The sequence below is a fragment of the Rhodococcus koreensis genome (assembly GCF_017068375.1).
Classification (GTDB): domain Bacteria; phylum Actinomycetota; class Actinomycetes; order Mycobacteriales; family Mycobacteriaceae; genus Rhodococcus_F; species Rhodococcus_F koreensis.
Map to the genome: position 1 here is coordinate 6,858,674 of NZ_CP070609.1, position 15,381 is coordinate 6,874,054.

General features: G+C 68.1%; 13 protein-coding genes. 5 read left to right on the top strand and 8 right to left on the bottom strand.

The window, feature by feature from the left end; all coding sequences use genetic code 11:
* Positions 1-7: 7 nt before the first annotated feature.
* The 4 genes from JWS14_RS31145 to JWS14_RS31160 form a co-directional block, all read right to left on the bottom strand.
* Complete coding sequence (locus JWS14_RS31145; RefSeq protein ID WP_072941074.1) at positions 8-1,330, bottom strand: ABC transporter substrate-binding protein; 1,323 nt, start codon at positions 1,328-1,330, stop codon at positions 8-10.
* Between the two features lie 26 nt (positions 1,331-1,356).
* The gene (locus tag JWS14_RS31150) at positions 1,357-2,238 is read right to left on the bottom strand and encodes a carbohydrate ABC transporter permease (protein ID WP_072941071.1); all 882 of its coding nucleotides are present in this window, start codon (positions 2,236-2,238) and stop codon (positions 1,357-1,359) included.
* A gap of 5 nt (positions 2,239-2,243) precedes the next feature.
* A complete protein-coding gene (locus JWS14_RS31155) occupies positions 2,244-3,203 on the bottom strand; it encodes a carbohydrate ABC transporter permease (RefSeq protein WP_072941069.1) in 960 nt (319 codons plus the stop codon).
* Between the two features lie 267 nt (positions 3,204-3,470).
* Positions 3,471-4,556, bottom strand: a complete 1,086-nt coding sequence (locus JWS14_RS31160; protein WP_072941067.1) for a hypothetical protein — start codon at positions 4,554-4,556, stop codon at positions 3,471-3,473.
* Between the two features lie 57 nt (positions 4,557-4,613).
* On the opposite strand from JWS14_RS31160, the gene JWS14_RS31165 reads away from it, so the two are divergent.
* A complete protein-coding gene (locus JWS14_RS31165) occupies positions 4,614-5,795 on the top strand; it encodes a hypothetical protein (RefSeq protein ID WP_095861205.1) in 1,182 nt (393 codons plus the stop codon).
* Positions 5,796-5,835: 40 nt separating this feature from the next.
* Here JWS14_RS31165 and JWS14_RS31170 read toward each other — a convergent pair whose 3' ends face one another.
* Positions 5,836-6,660, bottom strand: coding sequence for an NAD-dependent epimerase/dehydratase family protein (locus JWS14_RS31170; RefSeq protein WP_072941063.1), 825 nt, complete (start codon positions 6,658-6,660; stop codon positions 5,836-5,838).
* A 185-nt stretch (positions 6,661-6,845) separates the two neighbouring features.
* Here JWS14_RS31170 and JWS14_RS31175 point away from each other — a divergent pair, with 185 nt between their 5' ends.
* Entirely contained in the window at positions 6,846-7,925 is a 1,080-nt protein-coding gene (locus JWS14_RS31175; protein ID WP_072941216.1) for an ABC transporter ATP-binding protein, read from the top strand.
* 54 nt (positions 7,926-7,979) lie between these two features.
* Positions 7,980-8,885, top strand: a complete 906-nt coding sequence (locus JWS14_RS31180; RefSeq protein ID WP_095861204.1) for a 5-dehydro-4-deoxyglucarate dehydratase — start codon at positions 7,980-7,982, stop codon at positions 8,883-8,885.
* A 55-nt stretch (positions 8,886-8,940) separates the two neighbouring features.
* Here the strand turns inward: JWS14_RS31180 and JWS14_RS31185 are convergent, their stop codons facing one another.
* On the bottom strand, positions 8,941-10,644 hold the full coding sequence (locus JWS14_RS31185) for a peptide chain release factor 3 (protein ID WP_095861203.1): 1,704 nt from the start codon (positions 10,642-10,644) through the stop codon (positions 8,941-8,943).
* A gap of 226 nt (positions 10,645-10,870) precedes the next feature.
* Here JWS14_RS31185 and JWS14_RS31190 point away from each other — a divergent pair, with 226 nt between their 5' ends.
* The gene (locus JWS14_RS31190; RefSeq protein ID WP_095861202.1) at positions 10,871-12,502 is read left to right on the top strand and encodes a fatty acyl-AMP ligase; all 1,632 of its coding nucleotides are present in this window, start codon (positions 10,871-10,873) and stop codon (positions 12,500-12,502) included.
* Between the two features lie 66 nt (positions 12,503-12,568).
* Here the strand turns inward: JWS14_RS31190 and pth are convergent, their stop codons facing one another.
* Positions 12,569-13,141 (bottom strand): aminoacyl-tRNA hydrolase, encoded by a 573-nt coding sequence (gene pth, locus JWS14_RS31195; protein WP_087560038.1) that lies wholly within the window; start codon positions 13,139-13,141, stop codon positions 12,569-12,571.
* 107 nt (positions 13,142-13,248) lie between these two features.
* Complete coding sequence (locus JWS14_RS31200) at positions 13,249-13,875, bottom strand: 50S ribosomal protein L25/general stress protein Ctc (protein WP_072941051.1); 627 nt, start codon at positions 13,873-13,875, stop codon at positions 13,249-13,251.
* Positions 13,876-14,165: 290 nt separating this feature from the next.
* Between JWS14_RS31200 and JWS14_RS31205 the strand changes: the two genes are divergently transcribed.
* Positions 14,166-15,368, top strand: a complete 1,203-nt coding sequence (locus JWS14_RS31205) for a helix-turn-helix domain-containing protein (RefSeq protein WP_072941046.1) — start codon at positions 14,166-14,168, stop codon at positions 15,366-15,368.
* Positions 15,369-15,381 lie beyond the last annotated feature (13 nt).

A 15,381-nucleotide genomic window follows, 5' to 3' on the forward strand; every position in this document is an offset into this window, starting at 1 on the left:
AAATGTCTTATTTGCCCTGGCGGGCGACGTACTTGGCCATGGAGCGGTCGAGTTTCTCGGCGAAGTCGTCGGCGAAATCCTGCGCACTGAGCTGCCCGATGAGCACCTTCTGCCACTGGCCGAGCATCTGCACCTGAACGATCTTGCCGAAGTCCGGCAGGTAGTCCGGCGGCGTCACCAGCACGGTTTTCGGGTCGTCCAGTGCCGCGAGCGCGGCCTGCACCGACGGCATGCTCGCGAATTCCGGCGCGGAGCGGGCGGCCTTGTTGACCGGGATCTGCCCGACCCGCTCGTTCCAGTACGCCTGCGATTCCTGGGACGTCATGAACTCGAGGAACTTCCACGCCGCGGCCTGGTGCTTGCTGCTCTTGAACACGGTGTACGACGGGAACGGGTCGGTCATGACGGTGCGCTTTCCGTCCTCGTTACGCGGCAGGGCCACGGCGCCGGCCTTGTCGCCGAGCGCCTTCTGGTGGTTGCTCAGCGAGCCGAGGTTGTGCTGCATCATCGCCACGGATCCGCCGCCGAAGCTCGCGACCATCTGCGGGAAGCCGTTGTTGACGTCGGCGGTCGGGGTGGCGACGTCGTAGAGCGCTGCGAAGCGTTCGATGGCGTCGACCATCTCGGGACGGTTCAGCGTCGACTCGCCGTCCTCGAAGAAGCTCTCGATTCCGGTGCTGGCGAACATGTACTGCAGCAGTGGGTAGATCGATCCGGCGCCGCCGCGAATGGTGAATCCGTAACGGCCGTCGTCCTTGTCGGTCAGATCCTTCGCGGCCTCGAAGAACTCGTCGTAGGTGTCCGGCGGTTCGATCCCGGCCTCGGCGAACCAGTCGGCGCGATACCAGAGGGTGGCGTTGTTGCTGGTGTACGGGAGACCGAACAGATGCTCGCCACCACCGGATTCGCGTGCCGACTCGAGAATTCCGGCGTCGTACTCGTCGCGCTGCGGTGACGCCGCCATGAAGTCGTCGAGTGAGATGACCGCGTCCTGGGCGACGAGCGGGGCGAGGTAGGCGGTGGAGACGATGCCGAGATCCGGTGCCGAGCCGCCGGCGAGCGCGGTCTGGTACTTCTGCTGGGCGCTGTCCGACGGAAGGCCCACGTATTGGATGTCGATGCCGGGATTCGCCGCCTCGAACCGGCGGATCAGCTCCTCGTACAGCGGAGTGCGGTCCGGTCCGGCGTTGTTGTCCCAGAACGTGAGCTGGGCGTTGTTCGGATCGCCGAGGGCGCCGTCGGGCAGCGAGGTCTCGGAACTGCAGGAGGCGAGCACGAGCGTGGCCGCCGCCCCGACCAGGGTGGAGCGCAGGAGCGTTCGCCGGTTCATGTGGATCCTCTTTTCGAAAGTCATGATCAGCCCTTGACTGCGCCGGCGCTCAGGCCCTGGACGAGGTATTTCTGGATGACGGCGAAGACGGCGACCACCGGCACCGCGGCGATGAGACCGCCCGCGGCGAGAACTCCGAAGTCGACGTTGTAGGAGCCGATGGTGTAGCTGAGGCCGACCGGCAGCGTGAACTTCTCCTGGCTGCTGATGAACATCAGGCCGAACAGGAAGTTGTTCCAGCTGCCGATGAAGGCGAACGATCCGACGGCGATCAGGCCGGGGCGTAGCAGCGGCAGCATGATGATGCGGAACGCGCGCAGGCGTGAGCAGCCGTCGACCATCGCGGCTTCCTCGAGTTCGACCGGGATCTGCGCGATGAAACCTGCCATGAGCATGGCGGCCAGCGGAAGCTGGAACACGGTGTCGGCGACGATGAGTCCCGTCAGGTTGTTGACGAGGTTCATCTCGCGGAACACCTGGAACAGCGGGATGAGCAGCATGGCGCCGGGGACGAACTGGCTGCAGAGCAGGGCCATCACCAACGGGATCTTGGCGCGGAACTTGAAGCGGGCCAACGCGTATCCGGTGGCCAGCGCGACGAAGGTGGTCAGGACGAGCGACAATGCGGCAACGATGAGGCTGTTCTTGAAGAAGAAGCTGAAGCCGAGGGTGTTCCACACGGTGTCGAAGTGCTCGAACGTGATGGGCCAGGGGAGCATCGAGTTCGATCCGGCGGGCCGGAACGCGAACACGATCATCCAGTAGAACGGCACGAGTGTGAACAGCAGGTACAGGGCGAGCGGCAGTCCGACGCTGAACAGGCGCGGCTTCTTCGTGCGCACCCGCAGCTTCCCGGTGGTGTCCGGCTCGGGCAGCGCAACGGTGGGGCGATCGGTGGTGGTGGTCACGGCGGTCAGACCTTCTCACTGTTGAACTTGCTCAGGCGCAAGTAGAGGATCGAGCAGAACAGCAGGATCACGAATGCGACCGTGGTGAGTGCCGAGCCGTATCCGAAGTCCTGGGCGGTGGTCGCGAGCTGTGAGACGTACAGCGGGAGCGTCGTGGTGACGTCGGCGGGGCCGCCCGCCGTGAGGGTGTAGAGCAGATCGACGTTGTTGAACTCCCACACACCGCGCAGCAGCGTCGACAAGATGATGACGGCCTTCAGGTGCGGGAGGGTGACGAAGCGGAACCGCTGCCAGCGGTTGGCGCCGTCCACGTTGGCCGCCTCGTACAGGTCCTTGGGGGCGCTCTGCAGCTCGGCCAGGATGAGAATGGCGAAGAACGGAACACCGCGCCACAGTTCCGCGACGCCCGTCGCCCAGAACGCGGTGTCCGGATCGGCGATGGGAGCGGCGGTGCCGTCTCCGATGCCCATGTTCCCGAGAAGTTTGAACAGGCCCGTGGACGGGTTGTAGATCAGCAGCCAGATGCCGGTGGTGAGGACGCCGGAGACCGCCCAGGGGGAGAACACCAGGGCGCGGGCCAGGCCGCGGCCCCGGAACACCTCGTTGACCAGCAGGGCCAGCCCGAGGCCGAGGATCAGCTGGAACACGACCTGAAATCCCACCCATTTCGCGGTGGTGACCAGGCTGGTCCAGAAGAGGGAGTCGGCGAACATCAGCCGGAAGTTGTCGAGGCCGGCGAAACCGTTGTCCCACGGCGTCGTCGGATTGTAGTACTGCAGGCTGTAGTAGAAGACGCTGCCGACCGGGTAGAAGATGAAGACCGCCAGCAGGAGGACCACCGGCGCGATCAGGATGTAGGGGGCGGCGGCTCTGCGCCAGGCGGGTCTGCGGCGAATGCGACCGGGAGAGGCCGGCGCCGCCGCCGCGGTCCGCCCTCCTGGCCTGGGGGAGGTGGTGGTGACCATGGTGCACGCTCCGAGGTTCGGTGCCGGTCGCGCCGGCGGGTCAGGGGATTGTGGCTATTGCTGCTGACGCGAGATCACCGAGGGTGGCGCGTCAGCGGGGAAGGAGATGGGGAACGACTGCGGCCTCCGGCCTTCCCGGTGAGCCCGATGTGCTCGGGCCTCCGGTGGCGGTGCGTCCTATCGTTCATGTATGTGAACTCACGTTCTCTATGTGAATTGTCGAACTCACTATGACGGCAGTCACAAGGTCCTGTCAAGCGTGATCGGCTAGACGTTGCACCGGATCCAGTCGGCGGCCCCGGCCTGCATGTCGGCCGAAAACCGGTGCCCGCCCGCGAACCACTGCGTGGTCAGCGCGTCGGATCCGACGTACGCGCGTCGCAGCAGGCTCTCGGAGTCCCGCATCCCCTGCGGGCCGAAGTGCGAATCGTCCCGCGCGAACTGAACCAGCAGCGGCCGCGGCGCAGCGCATGCGGCGACCTCCGGCCAGTCGCAGACCGCCGGCAGGCCTGGAGTGATCATCAGCCACGTCGTGTCGTCTGCCCTGCCGTCTGCGACGTCGGCAAAAGTGCTCATCATCGCGGTGATCACCCCTGCTCGCAGGCGCGTCGAACACGCCAGCAGGTGTGCGACGCGAGCCCCGCCGCCCGAGAATCCCGCCGCGGCCACCCTGTTCGGATCCACGCCGTCGGTCGCGAGGAGAACGTTCAGCGCCCGCAGGTCCTCGGCGACGACCTTGGCGGCGAGCGAGGTGCCGGTCAGGGTCGCTGCCTTGGCGAGGCCGTTCTCGTGCTCGCGGGCCGCCGCCTCGTATCGGCGCAGGCGAACCTCGGGGGTGTCGAGCCCGGGTGGGCATGCGGTGAAACCCGCCGACCTGGCGCGGTCCGGCAGTTCCGGCCAGGGCACGCGCCTGCTGCCCCAGGGGAAGGCGTCGTGCACGAGTACGACGAAACCCGCCTGCACCAGCCCCGTTGCGACGGCCAGGCCGTCGTACCCCCGTGTCCGGAGTTCGGCGACGGCCGGTGTGACGCCGTCGGGGCCATCGGCCACCTTCTCCTTGCCGTAGAACTTGACGCCGTCGTGGGCGTGCATCAGCAGGACCGCGGGACGTGCGGCGGTCTCGGCGTGCCGGTCGGGGCGCAGGAGCCAGGCCGCGGTGTCCGGACCGTCGTCACCGGCCGCCCACGTGAGTTCGCGACCGGCGACGCCGTCTCGGGTCCACGACCTGCCGTACCGCACGTCGGGGGTGGCCGCCGCCTGTTCGCCGGGCACGCCGAGGGCGTCGCGAACGGCGTCGCGGCGTCGATCGGCGGGGGTCGATCGTGGACAGTGGGGCGAAAGGTGTGTTCCCATGTGTGAACTCCGTCTTGTCTACCGAATCCTGTTGTCGAACTGCCGAGGGGTTTTCACATGTCCGAAAGAACCGTCGATCGCATCGTCGCGCACGCCTATCCGTGGGACGTGCTCGGTGATCCGCACTTCGTCGACCGTGCGCGCGCCCTCGGGGTCGCCGAGATCTCGCTCGCCGCCAGCTACCACTCGACCCGCGCCGCAACGCCCCTGCATCCGGCCCACAAGGTGGTCGACGCCCACCACGCTGCGCTGTACCGCCCCATCCGGACCGCCGCGTGGGACGGCCACACCGTCACGGCCAGGGTGGCGACCTGGGCCGGTTCCGAGGATGCGTTCGCGGATGCGGCTCGAATCCTGATCGACGCCGGCATCGAGGTGAACGCATGGATCGTGCTGTCCCACAGCACCGTTCTGGGGCATGCGCATCCGGGCGCCACCGTCGTCAACTGCTTCGGGGACCGCTACCCCTACGCGCTCGCGCCCGGGCACCCGGACATCGTCCGGTACGCCCGAACCCTCGCGGCGGAGGCGGTGCACGGCGTCGCCCTCCACGGTGTGTCGATCGAAGCGTGCGGACAGCTGGGTATCGCGCACGTCGGCCCGCACGAGAAGACCGATGGCGCCTATCCGGGAATCGGCGACACGCTGATGTCGATCAGCTGCACCGAACGGGAACGGGCACTGTGGGCGGATCGGGGCGTCGATCCGGACAAGCTGACGGCCAAACTGCGTGCCGGCGTGGATGCGCTGACCACGGGCACCCTCGCCCCGGACGCCGCGATCACCGATGTCCTCGACGAGGCGGAGGCCGAGGCGGTGCTGTCCGTGCGCCATGCGCAGGCCGATGCCCTCCGGGGTGCGGTGCTCGGCGCCGTGCGGGCCGAGATTCCGTCGGCCCGCGTCACGCTGCACGGTCATCCGAACCCCTGGAAGACCGGGCCTTCGCCGGCGCTGACGTCCGCCGCTGCGGAAGACGTCGACGCCGTGCTCGTCTCGGCCTGGCCGGGAACCGCGGAGACCGTCGCCGTCACCACGCAGACCCGGGCGCTCGTCGGTGATGCCGTCGACGTCGGGGCCTACGTGTCGGTGTTGCCGCCGAAGAACCTGGACGACGTGAGCGGCCACGTCGCAGCCACGGTCGCGGCCGGCGCCAACGAGCTGCACCTGTATCACCTCGGGTTGGTCAACGCGGTGCAGCTCGCCGCGTTGGGCCGTATCATCCGCGACTTCTCGGTCTGACGCAGTCGAGGTGGGCGCCCACGGCGCCCACCTCGGGATGTCACCGCATCCGCTGTCCGAGCGGGTGGTCGCAGAACGCTCCGCCGACCCGCTGGAGGATCGGGTCGTCGAAGGACCACTCGTGGTCGGCGAGGAACTCGTCCGCGAACACCTCCGCGTCGTCCCGGGGTTCGTACCCGATGGCGGCGCCCTCCGCTGCGGACCACCAGCTGCGCGTGTTCCGCGAGATGCCCCACACGGTGTGAAATCCCTTGGCGGAGTCTGATAGTGCGGCCTCGATCAGGCGAGCGGTGTCGGCCGGCGACATCCAGGACGCGAGCCCGCGGTAGTTGGGCGGGCGGTCGAAGCTCGAGCCGATGCGCAGGTTGACGACGTCGATGCCGAAACGGTCGTGGTAGAGCCGGCCCAGTGCCTCGACCGCTGCCTTGCTCCAGCCGTAGAACCCGTCCGGGCGCGGCGGAACGTCGCCGGGCAGCGGGTCACCGCCGGCCTCCGCGTGCGTCCAGAAGCCCACGGCGTGGTTGCTCGACGCTGCGATCACGCGCGTCACGCCGTGCGCGACGGCGGCCTCGAACACCGCCTGGGTGCCGTCGACGTTGACGGACAGAATGTTCTCCCACGAGTCCTCGGTGCTGAGTCCGCCCAGGTGGAGCACGGCGTCGACACCGTCGACCGCGGCGGCCACGGCGGCGCGGTCGGTGACCGAACCCTGTACGTACTCCTCGTGTTCGGGGTCGATGTCGGTGATGTCGGCGATGTCGAACAGGCGGAGGGTGCGGCCGGGCTTGCGGAGCAACGGCCGCAGCATCTTGCCCATGTTTCCTGCGGCGCCGGTGATCAGCAGACGCGAGGCGGTGTCGGTCATGTCTTCTCGTACCTCTCTGGGAGTAAGTCTTGTAATGCACATCACGGTAGTACATACTTCGAAACGAAGTCACTACCTTGGCATAGATTCACGTATGTGAACAACATATGGGGATCGGCGTCTACTTCACACTCCCACTCGGATCGTCCGGCACGTTCCTGCCGGTGAAGGGACCTCCCACCATCATGGCAACAGTCGCATTCCACGGCGTCACCAAGTTGTTCCCCGGCGGCGACAAGGCCGCGGTCGACCACCTGGACCTCCACATCGACGACGGCGAATTCCTCGTCCTCGTCGGACCGTCCGGCTGCGGGAAGTCGACGTCCCTGCGCATGCTCGCCGGACTCGAAGACGTGGACAAGGGCACGATCGCGATCGGCGGCAACGACGTCACCGAGTTCCAGCCGAAGGACCGTGACATCGCCATGGTCTTCCAGAACTACGCCCTCTACCCCCACATGACGGTGGGGGAGAACATGGGCTTCGGTCTCCGGATCGCCGGCGAGGACAAGGCGGAGATCAAGCGGCGCGTCCAGGACGCCGCCAGGATCCTCGACCTCACCAAATTCCTCGACCGCAAGCCCAAGGCCCTCTCCGGTGGCCAGCGGCAGCGAGTGGCCATGGGGCGCGCCATCGTTCGCAAACCGCAGGTGTTCCTGATGGACGAGCCGCTGTCCAACCTCGACGCCAAGCTCCGCGTGCAGACCCGCGCACAGATCTCGGCGCTGCAGCGCCGGCTCGCCACCACCACCGTCTACGTGACGCACGATCAGGTCGAGGCCATGACGATGGGTGACCGCGTCGCCGTCCTGAAAGACGGAGTTCTCCAGCAGTGCGACACTCCCCGCCGCATGTACGAGCACCCGAACAACGTGTTCGTCGCCGGGTTCATCGGCTCGCCCGCGATGAACCTGCTCGAACTTCCCCTCGTCGACGGAGGTGTCAGCTTCGGCGGCTCCGTGGTCCCCGTTCCGCGTGCCGCGATTGCCGGGATCGGGGAGCACTCGGTCACGCTCGGTGTGCGTCCCGAGGATCTCGCGATCACCACGGGCAGCGGGCTCGACGTCACCATCGACGTCGTCGAGGAACTCGGCGCCGACGCATATGTATACGGCCAGGCGGACATTCACGGTCGCAGGCAGCCCATCGTCGTTCGCGCCGACGGTCGCATCCCGCCCAAGCGCGGAGAGGTGATCACGCTGTCGTACGCGGCCGAGCGCACACATCTGTTCTCCACCGTCAGCGGTGAACGGCTCGTCGACTAGCGGCGACCCGGTTCTCCGACGGGCACCCGACCACATCGATCAAGGAGTAAGACCATGCTCGACGGAGTTCTCTTCTTTCCTGTCACCCCGTTCGACGACAACGGCGACGTCGATCTGCCCGCACTGGCACAGCACATCGAATCCGGTGTCGCGGCCGGACCGGGCGGAGTGTTCGCCGCGTGCGGCACCGGCGAATTCCACGCACTGTCCGCGGCCGAGTTCCGGACCGTCGTGGAAACGGTGGTCGCGGTCACCGGCGGCCGGGTCCCCGTCTTCGCCGGCGCCGGAGGGCCGCTGCCCGTCGCGAAAGAGTTCGTGGCCGCCGCCGCGGACGCGGGCGCCGACGGCATCCTGCTTCTGCCGCCCTACCTCGTCGGAGCGCCGGCCGACGGCCTCGTGGAGTACGTCAGGCAGGTGTCGGAGTCGAGCGACCTCCCGGTCATCGTGTACCACCGCGCGAACGGCCAGTTCACCGAGCAGAGCGCTCTCGCGGTCGCGCGACTGCCGAAGGTCGTCGGGTTCAAGGACGGCGTCGGCGACCTCGACCTGACGTCGCGAATCGTGCGCACGCTGCGGGATTCTCTCGGCAACAAAGAGTTTCAATTCTTCAACGGCCTCCCGACGGCCGAGGTCTCGCAGCAGGCCTACCGGAGCATCGGCGTCACCCTCTACTCGTCGGCGACGTTCGCCTTCGCCCCGGACGTGTCGCTCGCCTACTACCGGGCACTCGAGGAGGACGACACCGAACTGGTCGACTCGCTCAACCGCGAGTTCTTCCATCCGCTGGTCCGGCTCCGTGACACCACTCCCGGATACGCGGTCGCACTCGTGAAGGCGGGCGTGACGTTCACCGGCCTCGACGCCGGTTCGGTGCGGGCGCCGCTCGTCGACGCCAGTGCCGAGCACCGGTACGCATTGGAGCAGATTCTGGCAGCGGGCCGGAAGGTGCTGGCGCAGTAGCGTCTTCGGTCATCGGTGGGTCGGAGGACCCGCCGATGACCGAAGAGCGTCTGCACTAGTCGGCGGCGGCCACGAGGGGCTCGAGCGTGAGGTCGGGCAGCTCCTTCTGGATGTACTGCAACCGCCACTTGTCGCTGACGAGGGCCAGCATCACCCCGTCCGAGCGGGTGAACACCTCGACACCGCGCTGACGGTTCAGCTCGTCGGCCGACTCGGCGTCGGTGCGCCGCGCCAACGCGTAGCCCAGCGGTTCCATCCGGGCCTCGACGTTGAACTCGGCCTTCATCCGCGCCGCGACCACCTCGAACTGCATGGGGCCGACGGCGGCCATGACGGGCGAGGCGTCGCCGCGGAGGTCGTTGCGGAGGATCTGCACGACACCTTCGGAATCGAGCTGATCCACGGCCCGCCGGAACTGCTTGTACTTGCCCGCGCTCTCGGCCCGCAGGATGGAGAAGTGCTCCGGCGCGAACGACGGGATCGGCGGGTACTCCACCTTCTTCTCGAAGAACAGGGTATGGCCGGGGGCGAGTGCGGTGGCGTTGACGAGTCCCACCACGTCGCCGGGGTACGCCGATTCGACGGTCGAACGCTCACGGCCGAAGACGGTCTGGGCGTACTTCGTCGTGAACGGCTTACCGGTCTGGGCGTGGGTGACCACCATGCCGCGCTCGAACACCCCCGACACGATGCGCATGAACGCCAGCCGGTCGCGGTGCGCGGTGTCCATGCCGGCCTGGACCTTGAAGACGACTGCGCTGAACGGGTCGGCGACGTCGCGGGGGGTGCCGTCGACGTCCTCCCGGGCGCGCGGCGGCGGCGCCAGCTCGACGAGCGTGTCGAGGATCTGGCGGACACCGAAGTTGAGCATCGCCGACGCGAAGATCACCGGCGACGTCTGACCGCCGAGGAACAGCTCCTGGTCGTGGTCCTGACCGGTGGCCGACAGCAACTCGCTCTCCTCCGCGGCGGTCTCCCACTCGGAGCCCTCCTTCGCGAGGGCGGCGTCGGCGTCCATGACCTCTTCGGGGGCGATCTTCGCGCCGCCGGCGGTGCGCGTGAACCGGATGTACTCCCGCGGGGCACCGTCCTCGCCGCGGCGGAGCAGGCCCCGGAAATCGCCGGCGATCCCGACGGGCCAATACAGGGGAGTGGGGGTGAGCCCGATGCGTTCCTGGATCTCGTCGAGAAGCTCCAGCGGCGTCTGGCCGGGCCGGTCCCACTTGTTGATGACGGTGATCACCGGGATTCCGCGGTGACGGCACACCTGGAACAGCTTCAGCGTCTGCGGTTCGAGACCCTTCGCGGCGTCGATCAGCATGACGGCGGCGTCGACCGCGGTCAGGACGCGGTACGTGTCCTCGGAGAAGTCGGAGTGGCCGGGGGTGTCCACCAGGTTGATCACGTTGTCGACGGGTTCGTCCGCCGACGCCTCGGTGGAGCGGTAGTTGAACTGCAGGGCGGTGGAGCTGACCGAGATGCCGCGGGCCTTCTCCATCTCCATCCAGTCGGACACCGTCGACTTGCGGCCCGCTTTGCCGTGGACGGCGCCCGCCTCGGAGATGACCTTCGCGTGCAGCGCGAGCGCCTCCGTCAGCGTCGACTTACCGGCGTCGGGATGCGAGATCACGGCGAACGTGCGGCGACGCGACGCCTCGGCCCGGACACCCTTCTCGGATTTCCCCTCCGATGAGCCGGACGCGGCGGCAGGCGCCGCCTCGGCTGGAATGGTGTCGGCCGAGTCGGACGGGGTAGTCAACGAAGAACCTCTCGGGGGACGGAATGCGTGCAGGAAGGCCGTGTGGCCGCATACCAGGTTACTCGGGTGCCGAGGACCCACTCGCAGCACAGTCACATCCATGGGCGCACATCCAGGGAGAAGTAACGATCGGAGGCCGGTGGGGGATTTATATGGGTGAGTCGTCGGGGCGCTCCGGAGTTCACCGTTTCTGCGTTCGGACACCCGTATGTGCAGGAGGAAGACAGTGAGCAAGTTCACCGACGAGATGTACGCGACCGCGGCGAGCAGCACCCGTGGTCTCAACACGGGTGAGCCCGACGCGCCACTGCGACAGCCGTGGGGCGAGATCCACAAGGCGGCGCGCCGCATGGCGGGCGCGCTGGCCGAGACAGGCATCGGCCACGGCGACGCCATCGGCATCCTCGCCGGTCAGCCCGTCGACATCGCACCCTCCTGCCAGGGCACCTGGATGCGCGGCGCGTCCGTCACCATGCTGCATCAGCCGACCCCGCGAACCGACCTGGCCGTGTGGGCCAAGGACACCGAAACCGTCATCACCATGATCGAGGCCAAGGCCGTCATCCTCGGTGCGCCGTTCGACGCCGCCAAGCCGCTGCTCGAGGAACGCGGCATCACCGTCGTGACGGTGGCCGAGCTGAACGAGGGCACGCCCATCGACCCGGTCGAGACGTTCGAGAGCGACATCGCCCTGCAGCAACTCACGTCGGGTTCCACCGGTTCGCCCAAGGCCGTGCAGATCACGCACGAGAACTTCTACACCAACGCCTACGCCATGATCGACCGCATCAAGTTCTCCATCGAGGACGACGTGATGATCAGCTGGCTGCCGCTGTTCCACGACATGGGCATGGTCGGGTTCCTCAGCGTGCCGATGCAGGTCGGTGCGGAGGTCGTGAGCATCACCCCGATGGACTTCCTCCGCACGCCGCTGCTGTGGGCGGAACTGATGGGCAAGTACAAGGGCACCGTCACGGCCGCCCCCAACTTCGCGTACTCGCTGCTCGCCCGCCGCCTCAAGCAGGCGGAAGACGGCACCGTCGACCTCAGCACCGTCCGATACATGTGGAACGGCGCCGAACCCGTCGACCCCGAAACGATGAACAAGCTCGCCGAGGCCGGCGCCCGGTTCGGGCTGAACCCGTCCGCACTCGCCCCCGTCTACGGCATGGCCGAGACCACCCTCGCGGTTTCCATCCCGGATCCGGACCAGGGCCAGGTCCTCGACCGTGTGGACCCGGATCTCCTCGAGGCGATGCAGCGTGCCGTCCCGTCGAACAAGCCGAACGCGCGCGCCCTCGCCACCCTCGGGAAGATGGTGCCGAACCTCGAGGGACGCGTCGTCGACAGCGAGGGGGAACTGCTCCCGACCCGCGGTGTCGGCATCATCGAGGTCCGCGGAAAGGCGGTCACCCCCGGGTACATCACCCTCGACGGGCACAAGCCCGCGCAGGACGCGGACGGCTGGCTGAACACCGGCGACGTCGGCTACTTCACCGAAGAGGGCCTCGTCGTCGTGTGCGGTCGCGTCAAGGACGTCATCATCATGGGCGGCCGCAACATCTACCCGACCGACATCGAACGGGCCGCGGGCACCGTCGCCGGAGTGCGTCCCGGCAATGCGGTGGCCGTCCGCCTCGACGCCGGGCAGAAGCGGGAAAGCTTCGCCGTCGCGGTCGAGACCAACGACTACCAGGACCCCGAGACGGTCAAGCGCATCGAGCACGAGGTCGTGCACGCCGTGTTCTCCGAGGTCGGTGTGCGACCCCGCACCGTCGCCGTCCTCGGTCCCGGCAGCATCCCCAAGACGTCGTCGGGCAAACTCCGCCGCGCCACGTCCGCGTACCTGGTGGGGTAGGCGCTCCGCGCCCGTGCGCCTTTTTGGTAGCTGGGACAACCAGATTGGCGCACGGGCGCGAAGCGCCTAATGCAGGCGGTTCTGCGCGGCCTCGAGCCCCACGCGCAGGACCAGTTCGACGGCGTCGGCGGATTCCTCGCAGACGAGGTCTAGTTCCTTGCGTTCCACCGACGAGAACGGCTTCAGCACGTACGACGCCGGATCCATCCGTCCGGGGGGGCGGCCGATCCCGACGCGGGTGCGCAGATAGTCCTTGGTGCCGAGCGACTGCGAGATGGACCGCAGTCCGTTGTGCCCACCCTCGCCGCCGCCCTGCTTGAGGCGGATGGTCCCGAAGTCGAGGTCGAGTTCGTCGTGGATGACGACGATGTTGCCCGGGTCGACGGAGAAGAACCGGGCCAGCCCGGCGACAGCGGAACCGGACAGGTTCATGAACGACCGCGGCTTGGCGAGGATCGTCGGACGGCCTTCGAGCCGTCCCTGGACGATTTCGGCGCCGCTCTTCTTGTGCGCGCTGAACTTGCCACCCATGCGCGCGGACAGCACGCCGGCCACCATGAAGCCGACGTTGTGCCGGGTCTTCTCGTACTGCGGTCCGGGATTGCCCAGACCCACCACCAGGGCGGTGTCTTCACTCACCGACAGGGTCCTTCCGTGCGTGAGGGGTCGTGTCAGACGACAACGGCGCGTCACCCCGGGACAATCCGGGACGACGCGCCGCCGACATCAGTGCGGTTGCGAGAGGATCAGCTCTCGGCGCCCTCTTCGGCCGGAGCCGCGGCGGTCTCGGCTGCGGCTTCGCCGGTCTCCTCTTCGAGGTCGGCAGCGGTCGGGGCTGCGACGACGTTCACGATGAGCAGTTCCTCGTCGGCCTGCAGGGTCGAACCCTTGGGCAGCTCGAGCTGGTTGGCGAGGATCTGGGTGCCGACCTCGAGGCCCTCGACCGAAACCTCGATCTGCTCGGGGATGTGCAGCGCGTCCGCTTCGAGGGAGATCGTGGCGGCGTCCTGCGCGACCAGGGTGCCGGAAGCGGCCTCACCGGTGACGACGACGGGGACGTCGACGGTGACCTTCTCGCCCTTCTTGATGACGAGGAGGTCGGCGTGCTCGATGTAGTTGCGGATCGGGTGAACCACGACCGACTTGGTGAGCGCGACCTGCTCCTTGCCCTCGATGTCGAGGGTCAGGATGGCGTTGGTGCCGTGCGCGCGCAGGATCGCGGCGAAGTCGCGGGAGGGCACGTTCAGGTGGCGGGGATCCTCGCCGTGGCCGTACAGGACTGCGGGGACCTGGCCGTCGCGGCGTGCGCGGCGGGCGGCGCCCTTGCCGAACTCGGTGCGCACGGCGGCTACGAGGCGATTTTCGTCAGACATGGTGAAACGGCTCCTACAACTCACGGTGGTAACTGGCGGGCGGTTCGAGTCGGCGAGGGACGAACGCGCGACGGCCAGGAGCGAAACGCTCGAGCAGAGCCGTAGCCGCGTCGATCACGGTGAGCCAGCCAATTGGAACTTCTGGTTCACCCTCGCCGAGACAACTTATGGAACTCTACCGGATGGGCCGCTGACCTGCTAATCGGGTGCCGCCGGGCGGGTGGTGCGACCGCGCCGGTCCGGCGGCAGGTAGTGGTGTGGCTCACAACGCCGGGGGTAGCCTCGGCGTTGTGAGCGCTGAACGTCCGACCGCCGACCGGCTGACCGCAGTGGCAACCGGTGTGGATCTGCCGCGACATGCGCGGCTGCTCAGCCGGGTGCACGACGCCGTGCTCTCCGGGCAGCGGCCGCCGGCGCTTCCGCGGGGCGTGGTGGCGCGGTCGTGGTCCCGTCTGCAGGCGGGCGGTGTGAGCCCGGACCATTGCGCCGACGTGGAGCCCGCCGACTTCTCCGAGATCGAGGCGCGGCGCACCCGCACGGCGCTGCGCACCGTGCTTCCGGAGTTGCGCAGCACGTTGACGCAGGTCGCGGAGGACGCGAATTTCATCGTCGTCATCGCCGATGCCGACGGTGTCCTGTTGTGGCGGGAGGGATCCCGCGGGGTCCGGAAAGCGGCCGACGCGCTCGGGTTCACGGAGGGTGCGCGCTGGGCCGAACAGGCCGTCGGTACCAACGCGATCGGCACCGCCCTGATCGAAGATGCTGCGGTGCAACTCTTCTCGGCCGAACACTACGCGCCTACGCATCACGGCTGGTCCTGCACCGGGTCGCCGGTGCACGACCCGCGCACCGGCGAGATCCTCGGCGTGGTCGACATCAGCGGGTCGGCGATGTCCGTCCATCCGACCACCGTCGCGCTGGTCCGCACCGCGGTGCGTCTGGCCGAGGCGACATTGTGGCGTGAGCACACGGCCCAACTGGACAGGCTGCGCGGCCGGGCGGCACCGTTGCTCGCGTCGGCGGGAGGTCCGGCGCTGGTCGTCGACAAGCACGGGTGGGTCGCGGAGGCGAGTGGCATCGCGGCGCCGGAGCGGGTCGCGCCGCCGAGCCTCGACAAGCCGCTGCTCGTCCCGGGGCTCGGGCTGTGTGTGCCGGAACCGCTCGGCGACGGCTGGCTGGTGCGCCGGCGCGTCGACGGGGCTGCCATCGAACTGGAACTCGACCTCGGCGATGCGCCGCACGTGACGGTCCGGGGCGACGTCAACTGGACGCGGGCGCTCTCGCCGCGACACGCTCAGATCCTGCGGGTGTTGTCGGCGGCGGGAACGGCGGGCGTCGACGCCGCCTCGCTCAGCGAAGCGTTGTTCGGCGACCGCGACCACGTGGTGGCGGTCCGCGCCGAGGTCTCGCGTCTGCGCAAGAGCCTCGGCGCGGTCCTGAGCACCCAGCCGTATCGATTCGCGGCCGGTGTGACGGTCCGGCGCGTCGGGTAGACACCGGTCAGGG